This window comes from Pseudarthrobacter oxydans (assembly GCF_013314975.1).
GTDB classification, from domain to species: Bacteria; Actinomycetota; Actinomycetes; order Actinomycetales; family Micrococcaceae; genus Arthrobacter; species Arthrobacter oxydans.
Genome location: NZ_JABTYH010000014.1, coordinates 26,479 through 41,576, shown reverse-complemented (window position 1 = coordinate 41,576; position 15,098 = coordinate 26,479). Strand labels below are relative to the sequence as shown.

The following is a 15,098-nucleotide window of genomic DNA, read 5'->3' as shown; positions in this document are numbered from 1 at the left end:
CAGAGCATTTTCTGGTCCTGCCGGCAACCTGCTGAAGCCGGCAATCCTGCGGGCGGCGGTCCGCACCTTTGAAGGGAACACTATGGCGCGGAGCCCCGAAGAATCACTCAGGGCTACCTTGGGCAGAGTGGCTCCCGGAACCCCCCTTCGCGACGGCCTGGAGCGGATCCTGCGGGGCCGTACCGGCGCGCTGATCGTCCTCGGCTCGGACCGGACCATCGACTCCATCTGCTCGGGCGGCTTCGACATCGGCATCGACTTCTCCCCCACCCGGCTCCGCGAACTCGCCAAGATGGACGGCGCCATCATCTGCGACAAGGACGCCGGCAACATCCTCCGCGCGGCCGTCCAGCTTGTCCCGGATTCCAGCATTGAAACGCAGGAGTCCGGCACCCGGCACCGCACCGCCGAGCGCGTTGCCATCCAGACCGGGGTGCCGGTCATTTCAGTCAGCCAGTCCATGCAGATCATCGCCCTGTACGTCAACGGCCTCCGGCACGTCCTGGAGGGCTCTGAGAAAGTTTTGGCCCGCGCCAACCAGGCCCTCGCAACGCTGGAGCGGTACCGCTCGCGCCTGGACCAGGTCACCAGTTCACTCTCGGCCCTGGAAATCGAGGCCATGGTGACCGTGCGGGACGTGGCCGTGACCCTGCAGCGGCAGGAAATGGTCCGCCGGATCTCCGAGGAAATAGCCCAGTATGTCCTGGAACTCGGTGAGGACGGCCGCCTCCTCTCCCTCCAACTCGATGAGCTCACCGTCGGCCGGGGTCCCGGCAGCGACGTCATCATCCGCGATTACGGCGCTCCGGATGCCACCCCGGAGGACATCGAGAACGCCGTCAGCGCACTGGTCAGCCTTGGCCCCACGGAGCTGATCGACCTCGGAAAAATTTCCGGAATTGTCGGGTTCGCGGGCGGGGAGGCCAACCTCGACGCCGTGGTGCAGCCGCGCGGCTACCGCCTGCTTTCCGGGCTGAAGGCAGTTCCCAAGGCAGTTGCGGACCGCCTGGTGGACCACTTTGGCGGGCTGCAGTTCCTGATGGCCGCCACCATCGATGACCTGATGACGGTTGACGGGATCGGTGATCAGCGCGCCCGCACCGTCCGTGAGGGCCTGAGCCGGATGGCGGAAGCAAGCCTGCTGGACCGCTTCCTGTAGCCTCATCGATTGCTCCGAAATCGTCGTTATCGAGGCTGAAAACGGCAATTACGGAGCAACCGATGCTAATTCAGCTGGAAGACAGCCTTCGGGCTGGCCTTGGACCCGAGCTTCGCCGTGAAGATGTAGTACGCACCGCCACCGCCCGGCTTGGCTTCGATGGGCTGGCAGCCTTCCACGCTCCGGGTGCGGGACCACGGGAAGTTGGCTGTCTCGCTGGCTCCGGGCGCAATGACCTTTACCAGGTCCTCGCTCTTGGCCTGGCAGTCCCGCGAGGAGAAGATCCGGTCCGCGCCGCTGGTCACCAGGAACTCCATCTGCGAAGTGCCGATGTTGACTTCGCAGGGCATGGTGCCGCCGTTGGTCACCTTGAGCGTCAGCATGGGGTTCTCGCCAGGCCCGTAGGCCGCCTTGTCAGTGGACGCGGAAACGGTCACCAGGTTCTGGTTGCAGCCTGGAGTGGCTGACGGTGTGGGCGTCGGGGCAGGTTCGGACGTCGACGGTGAAGCCGCTGCCGTAGGTTCTGCAGATGCCGTAGCCGCCGTGGACGAGGCCTGCTCCGACCTGCCGCTGAAGGCGCCGGCGACGGCGAAGCTGCTGACCAGCGCAATGATCAACAGGACCGCCCCACCCAGGAACAGCCGACGGCGGCGGTAGACTGCCGCGCTCGGCTTGCGGACGGCAGTGGAACCGGATGCCGGTGCCCTGCCATGTGGTGATGATTCGCCTTGCCTGCCCATCCTCCTAGGCTAGAGAACCGGCACGTTTCTGTTCGCCCACCACGCCGCCGTGCCGCCGATGCTCTGGTCACATCCCGTTTCAGCCCTCCCAAACACATCCATTACAGTGTTGGCATCGACACTGAATCCGCCACCGCCGTTTCCCCGCGCCCTGCGGGTCCTGCAGATGCTGTCGGGACCGCAGCCAACCCAAACCGCCTGCACGAGCGAATCAACGGCTGGTTCAGCGAAACCGCCCGCGACCTGCCGTGGCGCGAACCCGCCTGTCCGCCCTGGGGCATCCTGGTCAGCGAGATCATGCTGCAGCAAACGCCCGTTGTCCGGGTGCTGCCGGTGTGGCACGAATGGCTGAAACGCTGGCCCACCCCCGCGGCCTTGGCCGGAGAACCCGCAGGGGAAGCAGTGCGCGCCTGGGGCCGGCTGGGATATCCGCGCCGGGCACTGAGGCTGCACGCTGCGGCCGTGGCCATTACCCAAGACCACAACGGCAAGGTCCCGGACACGTACCCTGAACTGCTGGCGCTGCCCGGCGTGGGCGGCTACACGGCGGCGGCTGTGGCTGCCTTCGCCTACGGCCGGCGGGAGACCGTGGTGGACACCAACATCAGGCGGGTCCATGCCCGCCTGGTTTCCGGTACTGCGCTGCCGGCTCCTGCCCTGACCGCGACGGAGATGCGGCTGGCCGCCTCCCTCCTTCCGGCCGACGACGGTAGTTCCGTGCGGTGGAACGCTGCGGTCATGGAACTGGGCGCTCTCGTGTGCACTGCCCGTGCCCCCAAGTGCACGGCCTGCCCGGTCAACGACCTTTGTGCCTGGCGCGCTGCAGGTGAGCCGCCGCCGTCGTACGTCCCCAAAGGGCAGGCGTGGCACGGCACGGACCGCCAGGTCCGCGGCGCCGTGGTCGCCGTGCTGCGGCTGGCCGAAACTCCGGTTCCGCCGGACATGTTCTTCCGCGAGCCAGCCGACCTGGGCTTCGCGCCGGCGGGAATCGGCGTGCCGCTGGCAGCCCTGCACCGGCTAAACTCGGCGCCGGAACAGCTGGAGCGGGCGCTGGCCGGCCTCATCGCCGACGGCTTGGCGGAGATGCACGACGGCGGCTACCGGCTTCCCGCGTGAGTACAGGAAAGTATGCGCGGGCTGGCATACTTTTCTGGTGACGGGAACCAGGGGGACGCCATGAAGATGATCCTGTACATCGTGTGGGCGCTGTTCGTCATCGCAGCGGTGTTCGCGGTGATCCGCGCCGTGCGCACCACGAAGCGGGACGAGGCGCAGGCAGCGTCATGGACGAAGGTGCAGGCCACCGTCACCGGCAGCGTGGCGGGCTGGACCAATGGCGGCGGCGGATCCAGCCGTAGCCGGCGCTTCTTTCCGATGTACCAGTTCACGGACCCGCAGGGAACACTGTTTGCGGGCGAATCGGAGGTCCCCGTTGCCAGCCAGCCCGTGCCGGGTGCGCCGATCGAGGTGGCCTACAACCCCGCCAATCCCAACGAGTCGCGGCAGGTTTCCTCCAAGCCCCGGTCCACGCTGGGGTGCGTTGTCCCCTTCTTCGCCGTTTTCGCCCTCGCTTCCCTATGGTTCATCAGCATTTTCCCTGTGGACTGACGCAGGCGCCCCTGCCTGCTTTCACACCGGTCTCCGTTTGGCCGTCACAGCCGCCCGGCCATAACAATGCGGGCATCAGTTGGGCAGGGCCCGGGACGCTCCGGCCACGGCGTCCTACGCTGAAGTATGCGCAGGCACGGGCTGCTTTTGGCGTTGATGACGACGGCGGGACTCGCCACCGCTTGCGGTCCCGGCCCCGGCGCGGTCCCCTGCCCCGCCATCGCCCAGGCCACCGCCGTCTCGGTAACGGTTCCTGCCGGCTACGCACAGCAGGTCGCCGGCCTGCACCTTAAGGCCTGCCAGGACGGTGAATGCACGGAGGACGATGTGGAACTCCGGCCGGGAAGCTCGTCCATCGACCAGGGCTGCGCCAACGGCGTCTGCTCAGCCACCGCATCTCCGAACGGCAGCAAGGACGCGGTGCTGATGCTGCAGGCGCTCACCGAATCCCCCATGACGGTCACGGCGTCGGGAACCGCACCGGACGGGACGGCACTGCCCGTCCGCAGCGTCGAATTCCGTCCTCGGGGGGACTATCCGTTTGGCGAACAGTGCGGCCGGTTCATCACCGCTGCGGTGGTACTCGACGCCGAAGGGCTGCGCCAGCAGGGCTGAGCCGCGGAGGGCTTCGGCACAGTGCCGCTCAAGACGGGCGGTTCAGGACAGGGGGTTCAGAACAGCGCAGGCTGCCCGAAAGCGTCGTCGTCGGCGGTCGCGGGTGCCGCATCGCGTGCCGGAGCACTGTGCCGCCATTCGAACCCAAGATCAGCCAGCAGCTCCTCCACGGATGTTTGACCTTCCAGTACTTCAATTTCTGCGGGGCTGTCTTCGAGCTGGGGCCGTTCCATGGCATCGAGCTTATTCGCAGGACGGGCCGCTGCCTGCGGGAACACACCGGCCGGACACCGAACGGAGGCTACGGCTCCCCGAATCCTGCCTGCACCAGCCCGCCCACGTAGTTCACTGCCCGTTCCGCGTCGGCACCCCAGGCTTCCACATGCAGCACGGACCCTTTGCCGGCGGCGAGCGTCATGAGTCCCGTCATGGACGCGCCGTCCACCCCGTTGACCGTCACTTCCGCGTCCAGCGCGGACAGCCCGCCGGCTATCTTCGCAGCCGGCCGGGCGTGCATCCCGGCCTGGTTGACCAGTTCAAAGTCGCCCGTGAAGTCCGGCCCCTTTCCGGTGGCCGGCCCTTCGCCAACAATCCCCGGCGGGAAGTCATCCGGATGGCGGGCGGGACCGCCCACAGACTCGGCTGCCCGCTTCACCGCCTGCATGTCCGCGCCGCCCTGCGCTGCGACTGCGGCTGCCACGAGGCCCTCCACCAGCGGTGCGTCCGCAAGCACGATCTCCTCCGGGTTCTCGGCGAACTCGAGCGCGGATTCGGCGGTCATCACGGCCGACCCCAGGTCCGCGAGGATCACGGTGCCGCCGCTGCCCGCCTTGTCCAGGGCAGCCAGGACTTTCTCCAGGCTGGTGCCGATCCTTCCGTCAGTGGTGCCTCCGGCTGTCAGGACCTGGACGTCAGGCGCCATCTGCGCGGCAAGCTCCGCGGCGCCGTCGGCAATTTTTTCGCTATGGGATACCACCACGAGGCTGACGGTCACGCAGCGGCCCCCACGGCTGCGCGGAGGATCAGGGCGGAAGACGCTGCACCCGGGTCCCTGTGCCCTGCGCTTCGTTCCCCGAGGTAGCTTGCGCGGCCTTTCCGCGCCACCATGGGGTCGGTGGCAACGGCGCCCGCTTCGGCAGCCTCGGCCGCCGCCACCAGGACGGCGAGGACATCCCCGTTGCCGTCCAGCGCGGCTTTCCGGGCGGCTTCCACGGCCGGCGTCCACGCATCCACCATCGTCTTGTCCCCGGACTCGGCCTTCCCGCGTGCCACGATGCCGTCGCGGGCAGCGGCAAGGGCGCCAGCCCAGGCTGCGGGGTCGATTTCGGCGGTGTCCCCCAGCGATGTTGCCGCCCGGAGGAAAGCAGTGCCATAGAGCGGCCCGGCTGCCCCGCCGACCTTTGACATCAGGGTCATGGCTGTCAGCTTCAGGGCGGCGCCGGGGGTCTGCGGCGGGGCCTCAGCCAGCTTGTCCAGGACGGCCTGGAAGCCCCGGTCCATGTTTTCCCCGTGGTCCGAATCCCCGATGGCCCGGTCCAGTTCGATCAGCTCCACCCGGTGTTCGGCCATAGCCTGGGCGGACAGGGTCAGCCACTTCACCGCCCAGGTGACATCAAGCGCCACCGCTACACGCCCCAGCGGAGCGCGGCCGTGTGCACCGGCGCGTCCCACAGTCCGGTGAGCTCATCGTCCAGCCTCAGGACAGAGATGGAGCACCCCTGCATTTCCAGGGCGGTGATGTAGTTGCCCACCAGTGAACGGTCCACCGTGGCACCACGGTCCGCGAGGACCTGCGCCGCCCGCCGGTAGACAATGTACAGCTCGCTCAGCGGCGTGCCGCCCATGCCGTTGACGAACAGGAGGACCTTGTCCCCCGACGTGATTCCCAGATCGGCCAGGACAGGTTCCAGCAGGCGGTCCGTGATGCCGTCGGCGTTCTCCATGGGGATCCGGTGCCGGCCGGGCTCGCCGTGGATGCCGATGCCGATCTCGATCTCGTCTTCGGCCAGGTCGAAGCTGGGGGTGCCCGCGTGCGGGACGGTGCATGCGGACAGCGCCACTCCCATGGTGCGGACGTTGGCGTTGACGCGTTCACCGACCGCCGCCACGGCGTCCAGGTCATCGCCCCTCTCCGCGGCGGCGCCGGCAATCTTCTCCACCAGCACGGTTCCGCCAACGCCGCGGCGCCCAGCCGTGTACAGCGAGTCCTCAACAGCGACGTCGTCGTTGACCAGGACGGTGCGGACGCTGACGCCTTCCGCCTCCGCGAGTTCGGCCGCCGTTTCAAAGTTCAGGACGTCACCGGTGTAGTTTTTCACGATGTGGACGACGCCGGCTCCTGAGTTGGCCGCGAGGGTCGCCGGAAGGATCTGGTCCGGCGTCGGTGAGGTGAACACCGCCCCCGGCACAGCGGCGTCGAGCATTCCAAGCCCCACGAAGCCGGCGTGCAGCGGTTCATGCCCGCTGCCTCCTCCGGAGACCAGGCCCACCTTGCCGCCCACCGGCGCGTCCTTGCGGGTGATGAAGGTGGGGTCTGTGCTGACGGTAACCAGATTGGGGTAGGCCAGGCCGAAGCCCTGTACGGATTCTTCGACTACGGCCCGGGGGTCATTGATGAGTTTTTTCATGGCGGTGCTCCTGGCTCTGCTTCCTGGAGAATGTCACCTTGACCCTACTACCGGCAGGGCCGGCAGCGGTAGGTTCCTTGCGGCCGCCCGCCCGGGACACAGAAAAGGGACAGCCCCCAATGACTGTCCCTTCCCCTGGGCCCCCCAACCCGGCCACACCTAGTTTATCCATCAATTCGAATAAAACAACTATGCGCAGGTCAGGCGGCTGCAGCAGGTCTTGGGGACGGTGCTAGAGCACCCGGATCATCCGGGTGTTGCCAAGGGTGTTGGGCTTGACCCTGGCAAGATCCAGGAATTCGGCAACGCCCTCGTCGTGCGAACGCAGGAGCTCGGAGTACACCACGGGGTCCACTGCGGACTGGTCAGCCATCACTTCGAAGCCGTGGCGCCTGAAAAAGTCCACCTCGAACGTCAGGCAGAAGACGCGGGCCACACCCAGGGCACGCGCTTCCTCAAGGAGGCTCTCCACCAGCACGTGCCCCACGCCCTTGCCGCGCCAGTCCTCGGACGCGGCAAGGGTGCGGACCTCCGCGAGGTCCTCCCACATCACATGCAGCGCTCCACAGCCGATGACCTCGCCGTCGCTGGACTCTGCGATGCGGAATTCCTGCAGGCTTTCGTAGTAGGCCACAGTTTCCTTGGCCATCAATATCCGCTGGTCCGCCAGCGGCGCCACCAGTTTCTTGATGGCGGAGACATCGCTGGTGCGGGCAGGGCGGATATGGAAGGACTCAGTCACAGAGCCATCCTACGAGGTGGCCAGGAGCTCAGAGTCCCAGTTCGGCCGGCAGGGGCAGCTCCTGGTCCAGGACATTCTTTGCCAGGAACTGCTCCACCACCTGGTACCAGACTCTTGCATGCTGCGGCTGGAGCACCCAGTGGTTCTCGTCCGGGAAGTACAGGAACCGGTGCGGCGTCTGCCCGTCCTGGTCCGCGGCCAGTTTCGATTTGGACAGCAGCTCGTACCAGAGGCGCAATCCCTCACCAATGGGTACCCGGTAGTCCTTGTCCCCGTGGATCACCAGCATGGGCGTGCTGATGTTTTCCACATGGCGGTGCGGCGAGTTCTCCAGCGCCATCTCTTCGGTCATTTCCTTCAGCCAGTACTGCGAGGCATCCGTCGTGGGGCCAAACTGGTCCAGGGCCCACAGGCTGGCGTGGGTCACGATTGCCCTGAACCGGCCTGTCTGTCCTGCCACCCAGTTGGCCATGTAGCCGCCAAAGGAGCCGCCCATGGCAGCTGTGCGGCCCGCGTCAATGTCAGGGCGTGCGACGGCGGCGTCGGTCACCGCCATGAGGTCGGTGAACGGAGCCCTGCCCCATGTTCCCCAGCCGCGCTGGATGTGGGCCTGGCCGTAGCCGGTGGAGAGGGCCGGGTCGGGGAGCAGCACCGCATAGCCCCTGGCCGTCAGCAGCCAGGGGTTCCAGCGCCAGGTCCAGGCGTTCCACGAGCCCAGCGGCCCGCCGTGGATCCACAGCAGCATCGGCGCCGGGGATTCCGCTGATGCGCCCTCCGGCAGCGCCAGGTAGGCCGGGACACGGGACCCGTCAGCCGCCGTCGCCGCGATGCGTTCCAGCCTGCCGGGGCGGACGGGACGCTCCGCCGGGGCGGGCAGGCGGGTGGTCTCGCCGGTCTGGAGGTCGATGCGGACCGGTTCGGGCGGGAACTCATACGAGCTCCGGAGCGCGTAGGCGCTTCGTCCGTCCGGAGAAACCACGACGTCGGTATAGGCCGCGGCGTCCTCCGTCACCCGGGTGACGCCAACTTCAGCCGAGGCTGCGGGGACACTGATCCGGAAAACCGGCGACGCGCCGTCGTCGTCCGCGGTGGCCAGGAGGGCGGACCCGTCGGGAAGCCAGGCGGCGGGCCTGGGCCACCGGTCCCAGTCGTGCGCTACGGCGGTGAGGCCGCCCGGAGTGTCGCCGTGTGCCCCGGAGACATCCAGCAGGTGGAGCTTGACCTGCGGTGCCTGGTGCGGCGTGGTGTCGCTTTCGCTGACCACTGCCAGGGTGCTGCCGTCCGGGCTGACGGGCCCGGGGAAGTAGCTCATGCCTTCCTCATCCAGGAGCACCTTGGTGCTGCCGGACGCCACGTCCACGGCCACCAGGATGGACCGGCTGTCCGCCCTTGCCAGCGGCCTGGTGTAGCTCGCGTAGATGGTCCTGCCATCGGGACTGACGGCGGTTTCCGCCTCGCGGAGCCTGGGCCCCGCGTCCGGGGTGAGGTTCCGCAGGACCAGCGGCGCCGCGGCGTCCACGGTGCCCGGCTTGCCGCGCTCCTTGTCGGGGCCCTGCTCGACAGCGAAAATACGCGGCTGGCCGGGGCCCAGGTCCGCGTCCCAGTAACGGACCGGGTATTCGCTGTGCAGGATGGCGGAGACCTTGTTGTCCTTGCGGGCTTTGCGGCGTTCGGCGTCGTCCTCTTCATCGGCCGAGCCTGCCAGGACCTCCGCAACAACAAACGTGGCGTCCGCCGCTTTGGCCGTTATCACGGCGCCCACCCCGCCGGGCCGGTTCAGCACCACCCGGGCCTCGCCGCCATCCGCGGGAAGCAGCCATAGGGCGTTCACGGGGTCGCCGTCCGGACTGTCCGGGTCCGGCCGGGCGGAGGTGAAGTAGACATCGCCATTGGCTGCGAACGTTGCCCCGGCCTCGCCCTTGGCACTGCGGGTGATCCGGCGCGCCTGCTTCTGCCCGGCGGGGTCAAGCTCCCACAGCGCCGTGGCGAATTCGGTGCCCTTGCCGTTCAGGGTGGCCACGGTAGTGACCAGCCGCCGGCCGTCGGGGCTCATAGCCAGCCCGCTTACCCGCGGGATGGACAGGTAATGGTCCAGATCATGAAAAGGGGTCAAAGGTTGCTCATCCGGGATCGCCGGTTCCAAGTTAGCCATGCCCCCGATTCAACCCGACCGTGTCCCCCGTCACAACCACTTCACTACCGGCGGAACGACGGCGGCACATCCGTCACTTCGTGGGCCGAGGGGTGCCTGGCTGGCTTGGCGCCGTCGCCCGAGACATTTGCCGGCGCCTGCTCGTTCCTCGCTTTGACGGCGCCTACACAAATGCCTGACCGCCGCCACCTGCGGGCGGCGCGCCTTCGTGTGAAGCGGAGGGGCCGGGGTCATTTGTGTAGCTTGCGTCAAAGCGACGGAGGAGCAGCAAGCGGCAAATGACTCCGGTGCCGCAGCGTGGTGACCGCGGACGCGGATGCCAACGCTTTGACGGGACGGAGGGCACAGCGAAAGCCCCGCCGCTCCTTGCAGAGTGGCGGGGCTTTGGCTGTGGAAACTAGACGCTCGGGGCGATTTCCGGGATGCGCGGCTTGGCGTTGCCGGCGAACGTGAACTTCGCGTCGTCGCCTTCGCCTTCCACGTCCACGACGACGATGTCGCCGGCGTGGATCTCACCGAACAGAATCTTCTCGGAGAGCTGGTCCTCGATCTCGCGCTGGATGGTGCGGCGCAGCGGCCGGGCACCCATCGCGGGATCGTAGCCGCGGGTTGCGAGGAGCACCTTGGCCGCCGGCGTGAGCTCGATGCCCATGTCCTTGTCCTTGAGGCGCTTCTCCAGCCGGGTGACGAACAGGTCCACGATCTCGATGATCTCGTCCTGGGTGAGCTGCGGGAACACCACAACGTCATCCACACGGTTCAGGAACTCGGGGCGGAAGTGCTGCTTGAGTTCCTCCGTGACACGGGCGCGCATGCGGTTGTAGCCGGTCTGCGTGTCGGTGCCGGACTGGAAGCCGGTGGCCACACTCTTGGAGATGTCCCGGGTGCCGAGGTTGGTGGTCATGATGATCACGGTGTTCTTGAAGTCCACCACGCGGCCCTGGGAGTCGGTCAGGCGGCCGTCTTCCAGGATCTGCAGCAGTGAGTTGAAGAGGTCAGCGTGGGCCTTCTCCACTTCGTCGAACAGCACCACGGAGAACGGACGGCGCCGGACCTTCTCGGTCAGCTGGCCGCCTTCCTCGTAGCCCACGTAGCCCGGAGGGGCACCGAAGAGCCGCGAGACGGTGTGCTTCTCGGAGTACTCGGACATGTCCAGCGTGATGAGGGCGTCCTCTTCACCGAACAGGAACTCCGCGAGTGCCTTGGCGAGTTCGGTCTTGCCGACGCCGGTGGGGCCGGCGAAGATGAACGAGCCACCGGGACGCTTGGGGTCCTTGAGCCCTGCACGGGTGCGGCGGATGGCCTGGGACAGGGCCTTGATGGCCTCGTTCTGGCCGACCACGCGTTTGTGCAGTTCGTCTTCCATCTTCAGCAGTCGCGAGGATTCTTCCTCGGTCAGCTTGAACACGGGGATACCGGTGGAGTTGGCCAGCACCTCGGCGATGAGGTCCTCATCCACCTCGGAGATGTCGTCCATGCCGCCGGACTTCCAGTGGCGCTCCTTCTCGGCGCGCTCGGTGATCATCTTCTGCTCTTTGTCACGGAGCGCAGCTGCACCTTCGAAGTCCTGCGCGTCAATCGCGGACTCCTTTTCCATCTTCAGCTTGGCGATGCGCTCGTCCATGGCCTTGAGCTCCGGCGGAGCGGTCATGCGGCGGATGCGCAGCCGGGCGCCGGCTTCGTCGATCAGGTCGATCGCCTTGTCCGGCAGGAAGCGGTCAGAGATGTAGCGCTCGGCGAGGCTGGCAGCAGAGGCCAGTGCGCCGTCGGTGATGGTGACGCGGTGGTGCGCCTCGTAGCGGTCACGCAGGCCCTTGAGGATCTCGATGGCGTGTGCCACGGAGGGTTCCTTGACCTGGATCGGCTGGAAGCGGCGCTCCAGGGCGGCATCCTTTTCGATGTGCTTGCGGTACTCATCCAGTGTGGTGGCACCGATGGTCTGCAGCTCGCCACGGGCCAGCATGGGCTTCAGGATCGAGGCAGCGTCGATGGCTCCCTCGGCGGCACCCGCACCCACCAGGGTGTGGATCTCGTCGATGAAGAGGATGATGTCGCCGCGGGTGCGGATTTCCTTGAGGACCTTCTTCAGGCGCTCTTCGAAGTCACCGCGGTAGCGCGAGCCTGCCACCAGCGAACCGAGGTCCAGGGTGTAGAGCTGTTTGTCCTTGATGGTCTCGGGGACGTCGCCGCGGACAATCGCCTGGGCAAGGCCCTCGACGACGGCCGTCTTGCCGACGCCCGGCTCCCCGATCAGGACCGGGTTGTTCTTGGTGCGGCGGGAGAGGACCTGCATGACGCGTTCCATCTCCTGCTCGCGCCCGATGACCGGGTCCAGCTTGTTTTCGCGCGCAGCCTGGGTGAGGTTGCGGCCAAACTGGTCCAGGACCACGGATCCTGCGGGCGCGCCCTCAGGCTGGCCGGAGCCGACGCCTGCGCCGGTGGTCTCCTTGCCCTGGTAGCCCGAAAGGAGCTGGATGACCTGCTGGCGGACCCTGTTCAGGTCGGCGCCGAGCTTGACCAGCACCTGGGCGGCAACGCCCTCACCCTCGCGGATGAGGCCCAGCAGGATGTGCTCCGTGCCGATGTAGTTATGGCCCAGCTGGAGGGCTTCGCGCAGCGAGAGCTCCAGCACCTTCTTGGCACGGGGGGTGAAGGGGATGTGGCCGGACGGCGCCTGCTGGCCCTGCCCGATGATCTCCTGCACCTGCTCGCGAACGCCGTCGAGCGAAATGCTCAAGGACTCAAGAGCTTTGGCGGCAACACCCTCACCCTCATGGATCAGACCCAAGAGGATGTGTTCGGTACCGATGTAATTGTGGTTCAGCATGCGTGCCTCTTCTTGGGCAAGCACAACTACGCGACGGGCACGGTCCGTAAATCGCTCAAACATTTCGCCACACTCCTAGCTACGACGTACTTTGATGCTACGTGGCTGGCCTCTGGTTGTGGAGCGTGTTCGCCACAGGGGAAACCGCAGTGGCTTCGGGATACGACGGCGGGGCCTCCGCGGGTGCCCCTGCCGGCTTTCGCACGGCCCCCGCCGGCGCCTGCTGCCGGGTACAGCACGCTTGACTGGCGCCACTGCCCGCGTTTGTGCCATGGAGGCTGCTAAATCCGAATTGCCCGGACCCGCAGGCAAAGCGAGGTTAAGTCCGGGAACCGAAAAAGCCCCGCTTCCCGTTGCTGGGAAGCAGGGCTTACGGAGCCTTGGGCGAAACTAGGAATTTGCCTTTTGGTAGGCTTCCTGGATTTCGGCCTGAATTCGGCCGCGGCTGTTAACCGTGTAGCCGTTTTCACGCGCCCACTGCCGTATTTGGGCAGAATCGTGGCTGCGGCCGCTGGCTGCTGCTTTGGTTCGGACGGCCCGGCCGCCACCGGAGGATTTCCGTGCGGCTGCAACAAACCGCTCAAGCGAAGACCGGAGCTCGGCGGCGTTTGACGCCGAAAGGTCAATCTCGTAGTTGACCCCGTCAAGGCCAAACTTCACATTCTCGTCTGCGGATCCCCCATCCAGATCATCAACGAGGATGATGTTTACTTTCTGTGCCATTTAAAAGACTTCCTTATGGAAAGGGTTCGGTTTTCAGAAAAGCAGGATGTTTCCTAAAAAGTATGACTCTTTTTATGGCAACGCGTCAAAGTACTGAATGGTTCCTGTGGATATTGGGGGAAAGTGTGGGGGTTTATCTATTCGATTCCGGCTCAGGGCGGTCAGCGGGTGCCGCAGTCCGGCTTTCGGCTTCTGCCTGGGCCTGGGCCTCAGCCTGGCGCTCGGCCTTGTCCGCGTTGAAGATCGATTTCATGGCAAACCAGAAAAGCAGGCCCACCACAATGGACGGGAGAAGGACGGCCACGTATTCCATGGTCAGTGCCCTTCCGGCTTGAGGAGCGGGAAGAGGATGGTTTCGCGGATTCCGGCGCCGGTGAACAGCATGACCAGGCGGTCGATACCCAGCCCGATACCGCCCATCGGCGGAGCGCCGTACTCGAGCGCGCGCAGGAAGTCCTCGTCCAGCTGCATGGCCTCGTCGTCACCGGCCGCGGCGTGGCGCGACTGCTCGGTGAGCCGTTCACGCTGGATGACGGGGTCGATCAGCTCGGAGAAGGCCGTGCCGCGTTCCATGCCGCCGATGATGAGGTCCCAGGCCTCGATCAGCCGGCCGTCCTCCCGGTGCGGGCGGGCCAGCGGCTGGGCGGAGGGCGGGTAGTCGTAGACGAAGGTGGGGTTCAGCAGCGTTGGTTCCACGATCTGGCCGAACAGCTCGACAGCCAGCTTCTCGGCGTCCCACTTGGGGTCCACCTTGACCTCGTGCTTTTCGGCAATCCCGCGAAGCACCTCAAGCGGCGTCTCCGGCGTGACTTCCTGGCCAACGGCGTCGGAAAGGCCCGGGTACACCGCAAGCCAGGCCCAGTCGCCGTCGAGGTTGATCTCCCCCGCCTCGGTCTGGAGGACACGTCCGGCACCCACGGCGTCAGCGGCGTCGAGGATGATCTCCTTGATGCGCTCGGCCATGACGAACTGGTCAGCCCACGCCTCGTAGCACTCAAGGGTGGTGAACTCGGGGCTGTGGGTGGAGTCCACGCCCTCGTTGCGGAACACGCGGCCCATGTCGTAGACGCGGTCGATCCCGCCCACCACGGCACGCTTGAGGTAGAGCTCAGTGGCGATGCGCAGGGTCATCTTCTGATCGAAGGCGTTCATGTGGGTCTCGAACGGGCGCGCCAGGGCACCGCCGTGGACCAGGTTCAGGATGGGGGTTTCCACCTCCACGTAGCTGTGGCGGAAGAGGGTTTCGCGGATGGAGCGGGTGATGGCTGCACGGGTGTAGACCATTTCGCGGGCTTCATCGCGGACCATCAGGTCAACGTAGCGCTGTCGGACGCGCGTTTCCTCGTTCAGTTCCGCGTGCAGCACCGGCAGCGGGCGGAGGGCCTTGGAGGCCATGGACCACGAGTCCGCCATGACGGACAGTTCGCCGCGGCGGGAGGAGATGACCTCGCCCTTGATGAAGACGTGGTCGCCCAGGTCAACCAGGGCCTTCCAGTCTGCGAGCGCTTCCTCGCCCACGTTGGCGAGGCTGAGCATGGCCTGGAGCCGGGTGCCCTTGCCGTCGGTGCCGCCTTCCTGGAGGGTGGCGAAGCACAGCTTCCCGGTGTTGCGGACAAAAACGACGCGTCCGGTGATGCCGACGGTGTCGCCGGTGGTGTCGTCCGCTTCGAGGTGGGCATACTTTTCGCGGACCTCGGCGAGGGAGTGCGTCCGCTCCACACCCACCGGGTACGCCTCGGAGCCGCGCTCGATGAGTTTGGCGCGCTTCTCCATGCGGATCCGCATCTGCTCGCTGGCGTCGAGCGGCTCTGGGGCGTTCTTGGGCGCGGGGGTGTTTTGGGAAGTCACAATCCCCAAGTTTACCGGGACTTCGGGGACCCCGGATTCGGACGCAAACCGCCCGGC

General features: G+C 66.6%; 15 protein-coding genes. 4 read left to right on the top strand and 11 right to left on the bottom strand.

Features of this window, described 5'->3' with window-relative positions; translation table 11 throughout:
- Positions 1-82: 82 nt before the first annotated feature.
- Positions 83-1,159: a DNA integrity scanning diadenylate cyclase DisA gene (gene disA / locus HTS88_RS11130; RefSeq protein WP_066280172.1), complete on the top strand. Its 1,077-nt coding sequence runs from the start codon at positions 83-85 to the stop codon at positions 1,157-1,159.
- 65 nt (positions 1,160-1,224) lie between these two features.
- On the opposite strand, the gene HTS88_RS11125 is transcribed toward disA, so the two are convergent.
- Positions 1,225-1,899, bottom strand: coding sequence for a glycosyltransferase family protein (locus HTS88_RS11125; RefSeq protein WP_174178312.1), 675 nt, complete (start codon positions 1,897-1,899; stop codon positions 1,225-1,227).
- A gap of 297 nt (positions 1,900-2,196) precedes the next feature.
- On the opposite strand from HTS88_RS11125, the gene HTS88_RS11120 reads away from it, so the two are divergent.
- The 3 genes from HTS88_RS11120 (at position 2,197) to HTS88_RS11110 (ending at position 4,122) form a co-directional block, all read left to right on the top strand.
- Complete coding sequence (locus tag HTS88_RS11120; RefSeq protein ID WP_343044936.1) at positions 2,197-3,015, top strand: HhH-GPD family protein; 819 nt, start codon at positions 2,197-2,199, stop codon at positions 3,013-3,015.
- Positions 3,016-3,075: 60 nt separating this feature from the next.
- Positions 3,076-3,507: a DUF3592 domain-containing protein gene (locus tag HTS88_RS11115; protein ID WP_174178310.1), complete on the top strand. Its 432-nt coding sequence runs from the start codon at positions 3,076-3,078 to the stop codon at positions 3,505-3,507.
- Between the two features lie 126 nt (positions 3,508-3,633).
- The gene (locus HTS88_RS11110) at positions 3,634-4,122 is read left to right on the top strand and encodes a hypothetical protein (protein ID WP_174178308.1); all 489 of its coding nucleotides are present in this window, start codon (positions 3,634-3,636) and stop codon (positions 4,120-4,122) included.
- A 56-nt stretch (positions 4,123-4,178) separates the two neighbouring features.
- Here the strand turns inward: HTS88_RS11110 and HTS88_RS11105 are convergent, their stop codons facing one another.
- The 10 genes from HTS88_RS11105 to lysS all read right to left on the bottom strand — a co-directional run bounded on the left by HTS88_RS11105 (position 4,179) and on the right by lysS (position 15,041).
- On the bottom strand, positions 4,179-4,355 hold the full coding sequence (locus HTS88_RS11105) for a hypothetical protein (RefSeq protein ID WP_174178306.1): 177 nt from the start codon (positions 4,353-4,355) through the stop codon (positions 4,179-4,181).
- 68 nt (positions 4,356-4,423) lie between these two features.
- Positions 4,424-5,116 carry a dihydroxyacetone kinase phosphoryl donor subunit DhaM gene (gene dhaM, locus HTS88_RS11100; protein ID WP_174178304.1) on the bottom strand — a complete coding sequence of 231 codons (693 nt, stop codon included), beginning with the start codon at positions 5,114-5,116 and terminating at the stop codon, positions 4,424-4,426.
- Positions 5,113-5,745 (bottom strand): dihydroxyacetone kinase subunit DhaL, encoded by a 633-nt coding sequence (gene dhaL / locus HTS88_RS11095; protein WP_174178302.1) that lies wholly within the window; start codon positions 5,743-5,745, stop codon positions 5,113-5,115. Before dhaL ends, dhaM begins: the two co-directional genes overlap by 4 nt.
- Before the next feature lie 2 nt (positions 5,746-5,747).
- Positions 5,748-6,749, bottom strand: coding sequence for a dihydroxyacetone kinase subunit DhaK (dhaK, locus tag HTS88_RS11090; protein ID WP_174178300.1), 1,002 nt, complete (start codon positions 6,747-6,749; stop codon positions 5,748-5,750).
- 232 nt (positions 6,750-6,981) lie between these two features.
- On the bottom strand, positions 6,982-7,491 hold the full coding sequence (locus HTS88_RS11085) for an amino-acid N-acetyltransferase (protein ID WP_174178298.1): 510 nt from the start codon (positions 7,489-7,491) through the stop codon (positions 6,982-6,984).
- 28 nt (positions 7,492-7,519) lie between these two features.
- Entirely contained in the window at positions 7,520-9,643 is a 2,124-nt protein-coding gene (locus HTS88_RS11080) for a S9 family peptidase (protein ID WP_174178296.1), read from the bottom strand.
- Between the two features lie 397 nt (positions 9,644-10,040).
- Positions 10,041-12,533 (bottom strand): ATP-dependent Clp protease ATP-binding subunit, encoded by a 2,493-nt coding sequence (locus HTS88_RS11075; RefSeq protein WP_104185679.1) that lies wholly within the window; start codon positions 12,531-12,533, stop codon positions 10,041-10,043.
- A gap of 327 nt (positions 12,534-12,860) precedes the next feature.
- Complete coding sequence (locus HTS88_RS11070) at positions 12,861-13,193, bottom strand: histone-like nucleoid-structuring protein Lsr2 (protein ID WP_066273149.1); 333 nt, start codon at positions 13,191-13,193, stop codon at positions 12,861-12,863.
- A 133-nt stretch (positions 13,194-13,326) separates the two neighbouring features.
- On the bottom strand, positions 13,327-13,506 hold the full coding sequence (locus tag HTS88_RS11065) for a hypothetical protein (protein WP_174178293.1): 180 nt from the start codon (positions 13,504-13,506) through the stop codon (positions 13,327-13,329).
- Positions 13,507-13,508: 2 nt separating this feature from the next.
- Positions 13,509-15,041: a lysine--tRNA ligase gene (gene lysS / locus HTS88_RS11060; RefSeq protein ID WP_174178291.1), complete on the bottom strand. Its 1,533-nt coding sequence runs from the start codon at positions 15,039-15,041 to the stop codon at positions 13,509-13,511.
- Positions 15,042-15,098 lie beyond the last annotated feature (57 nt).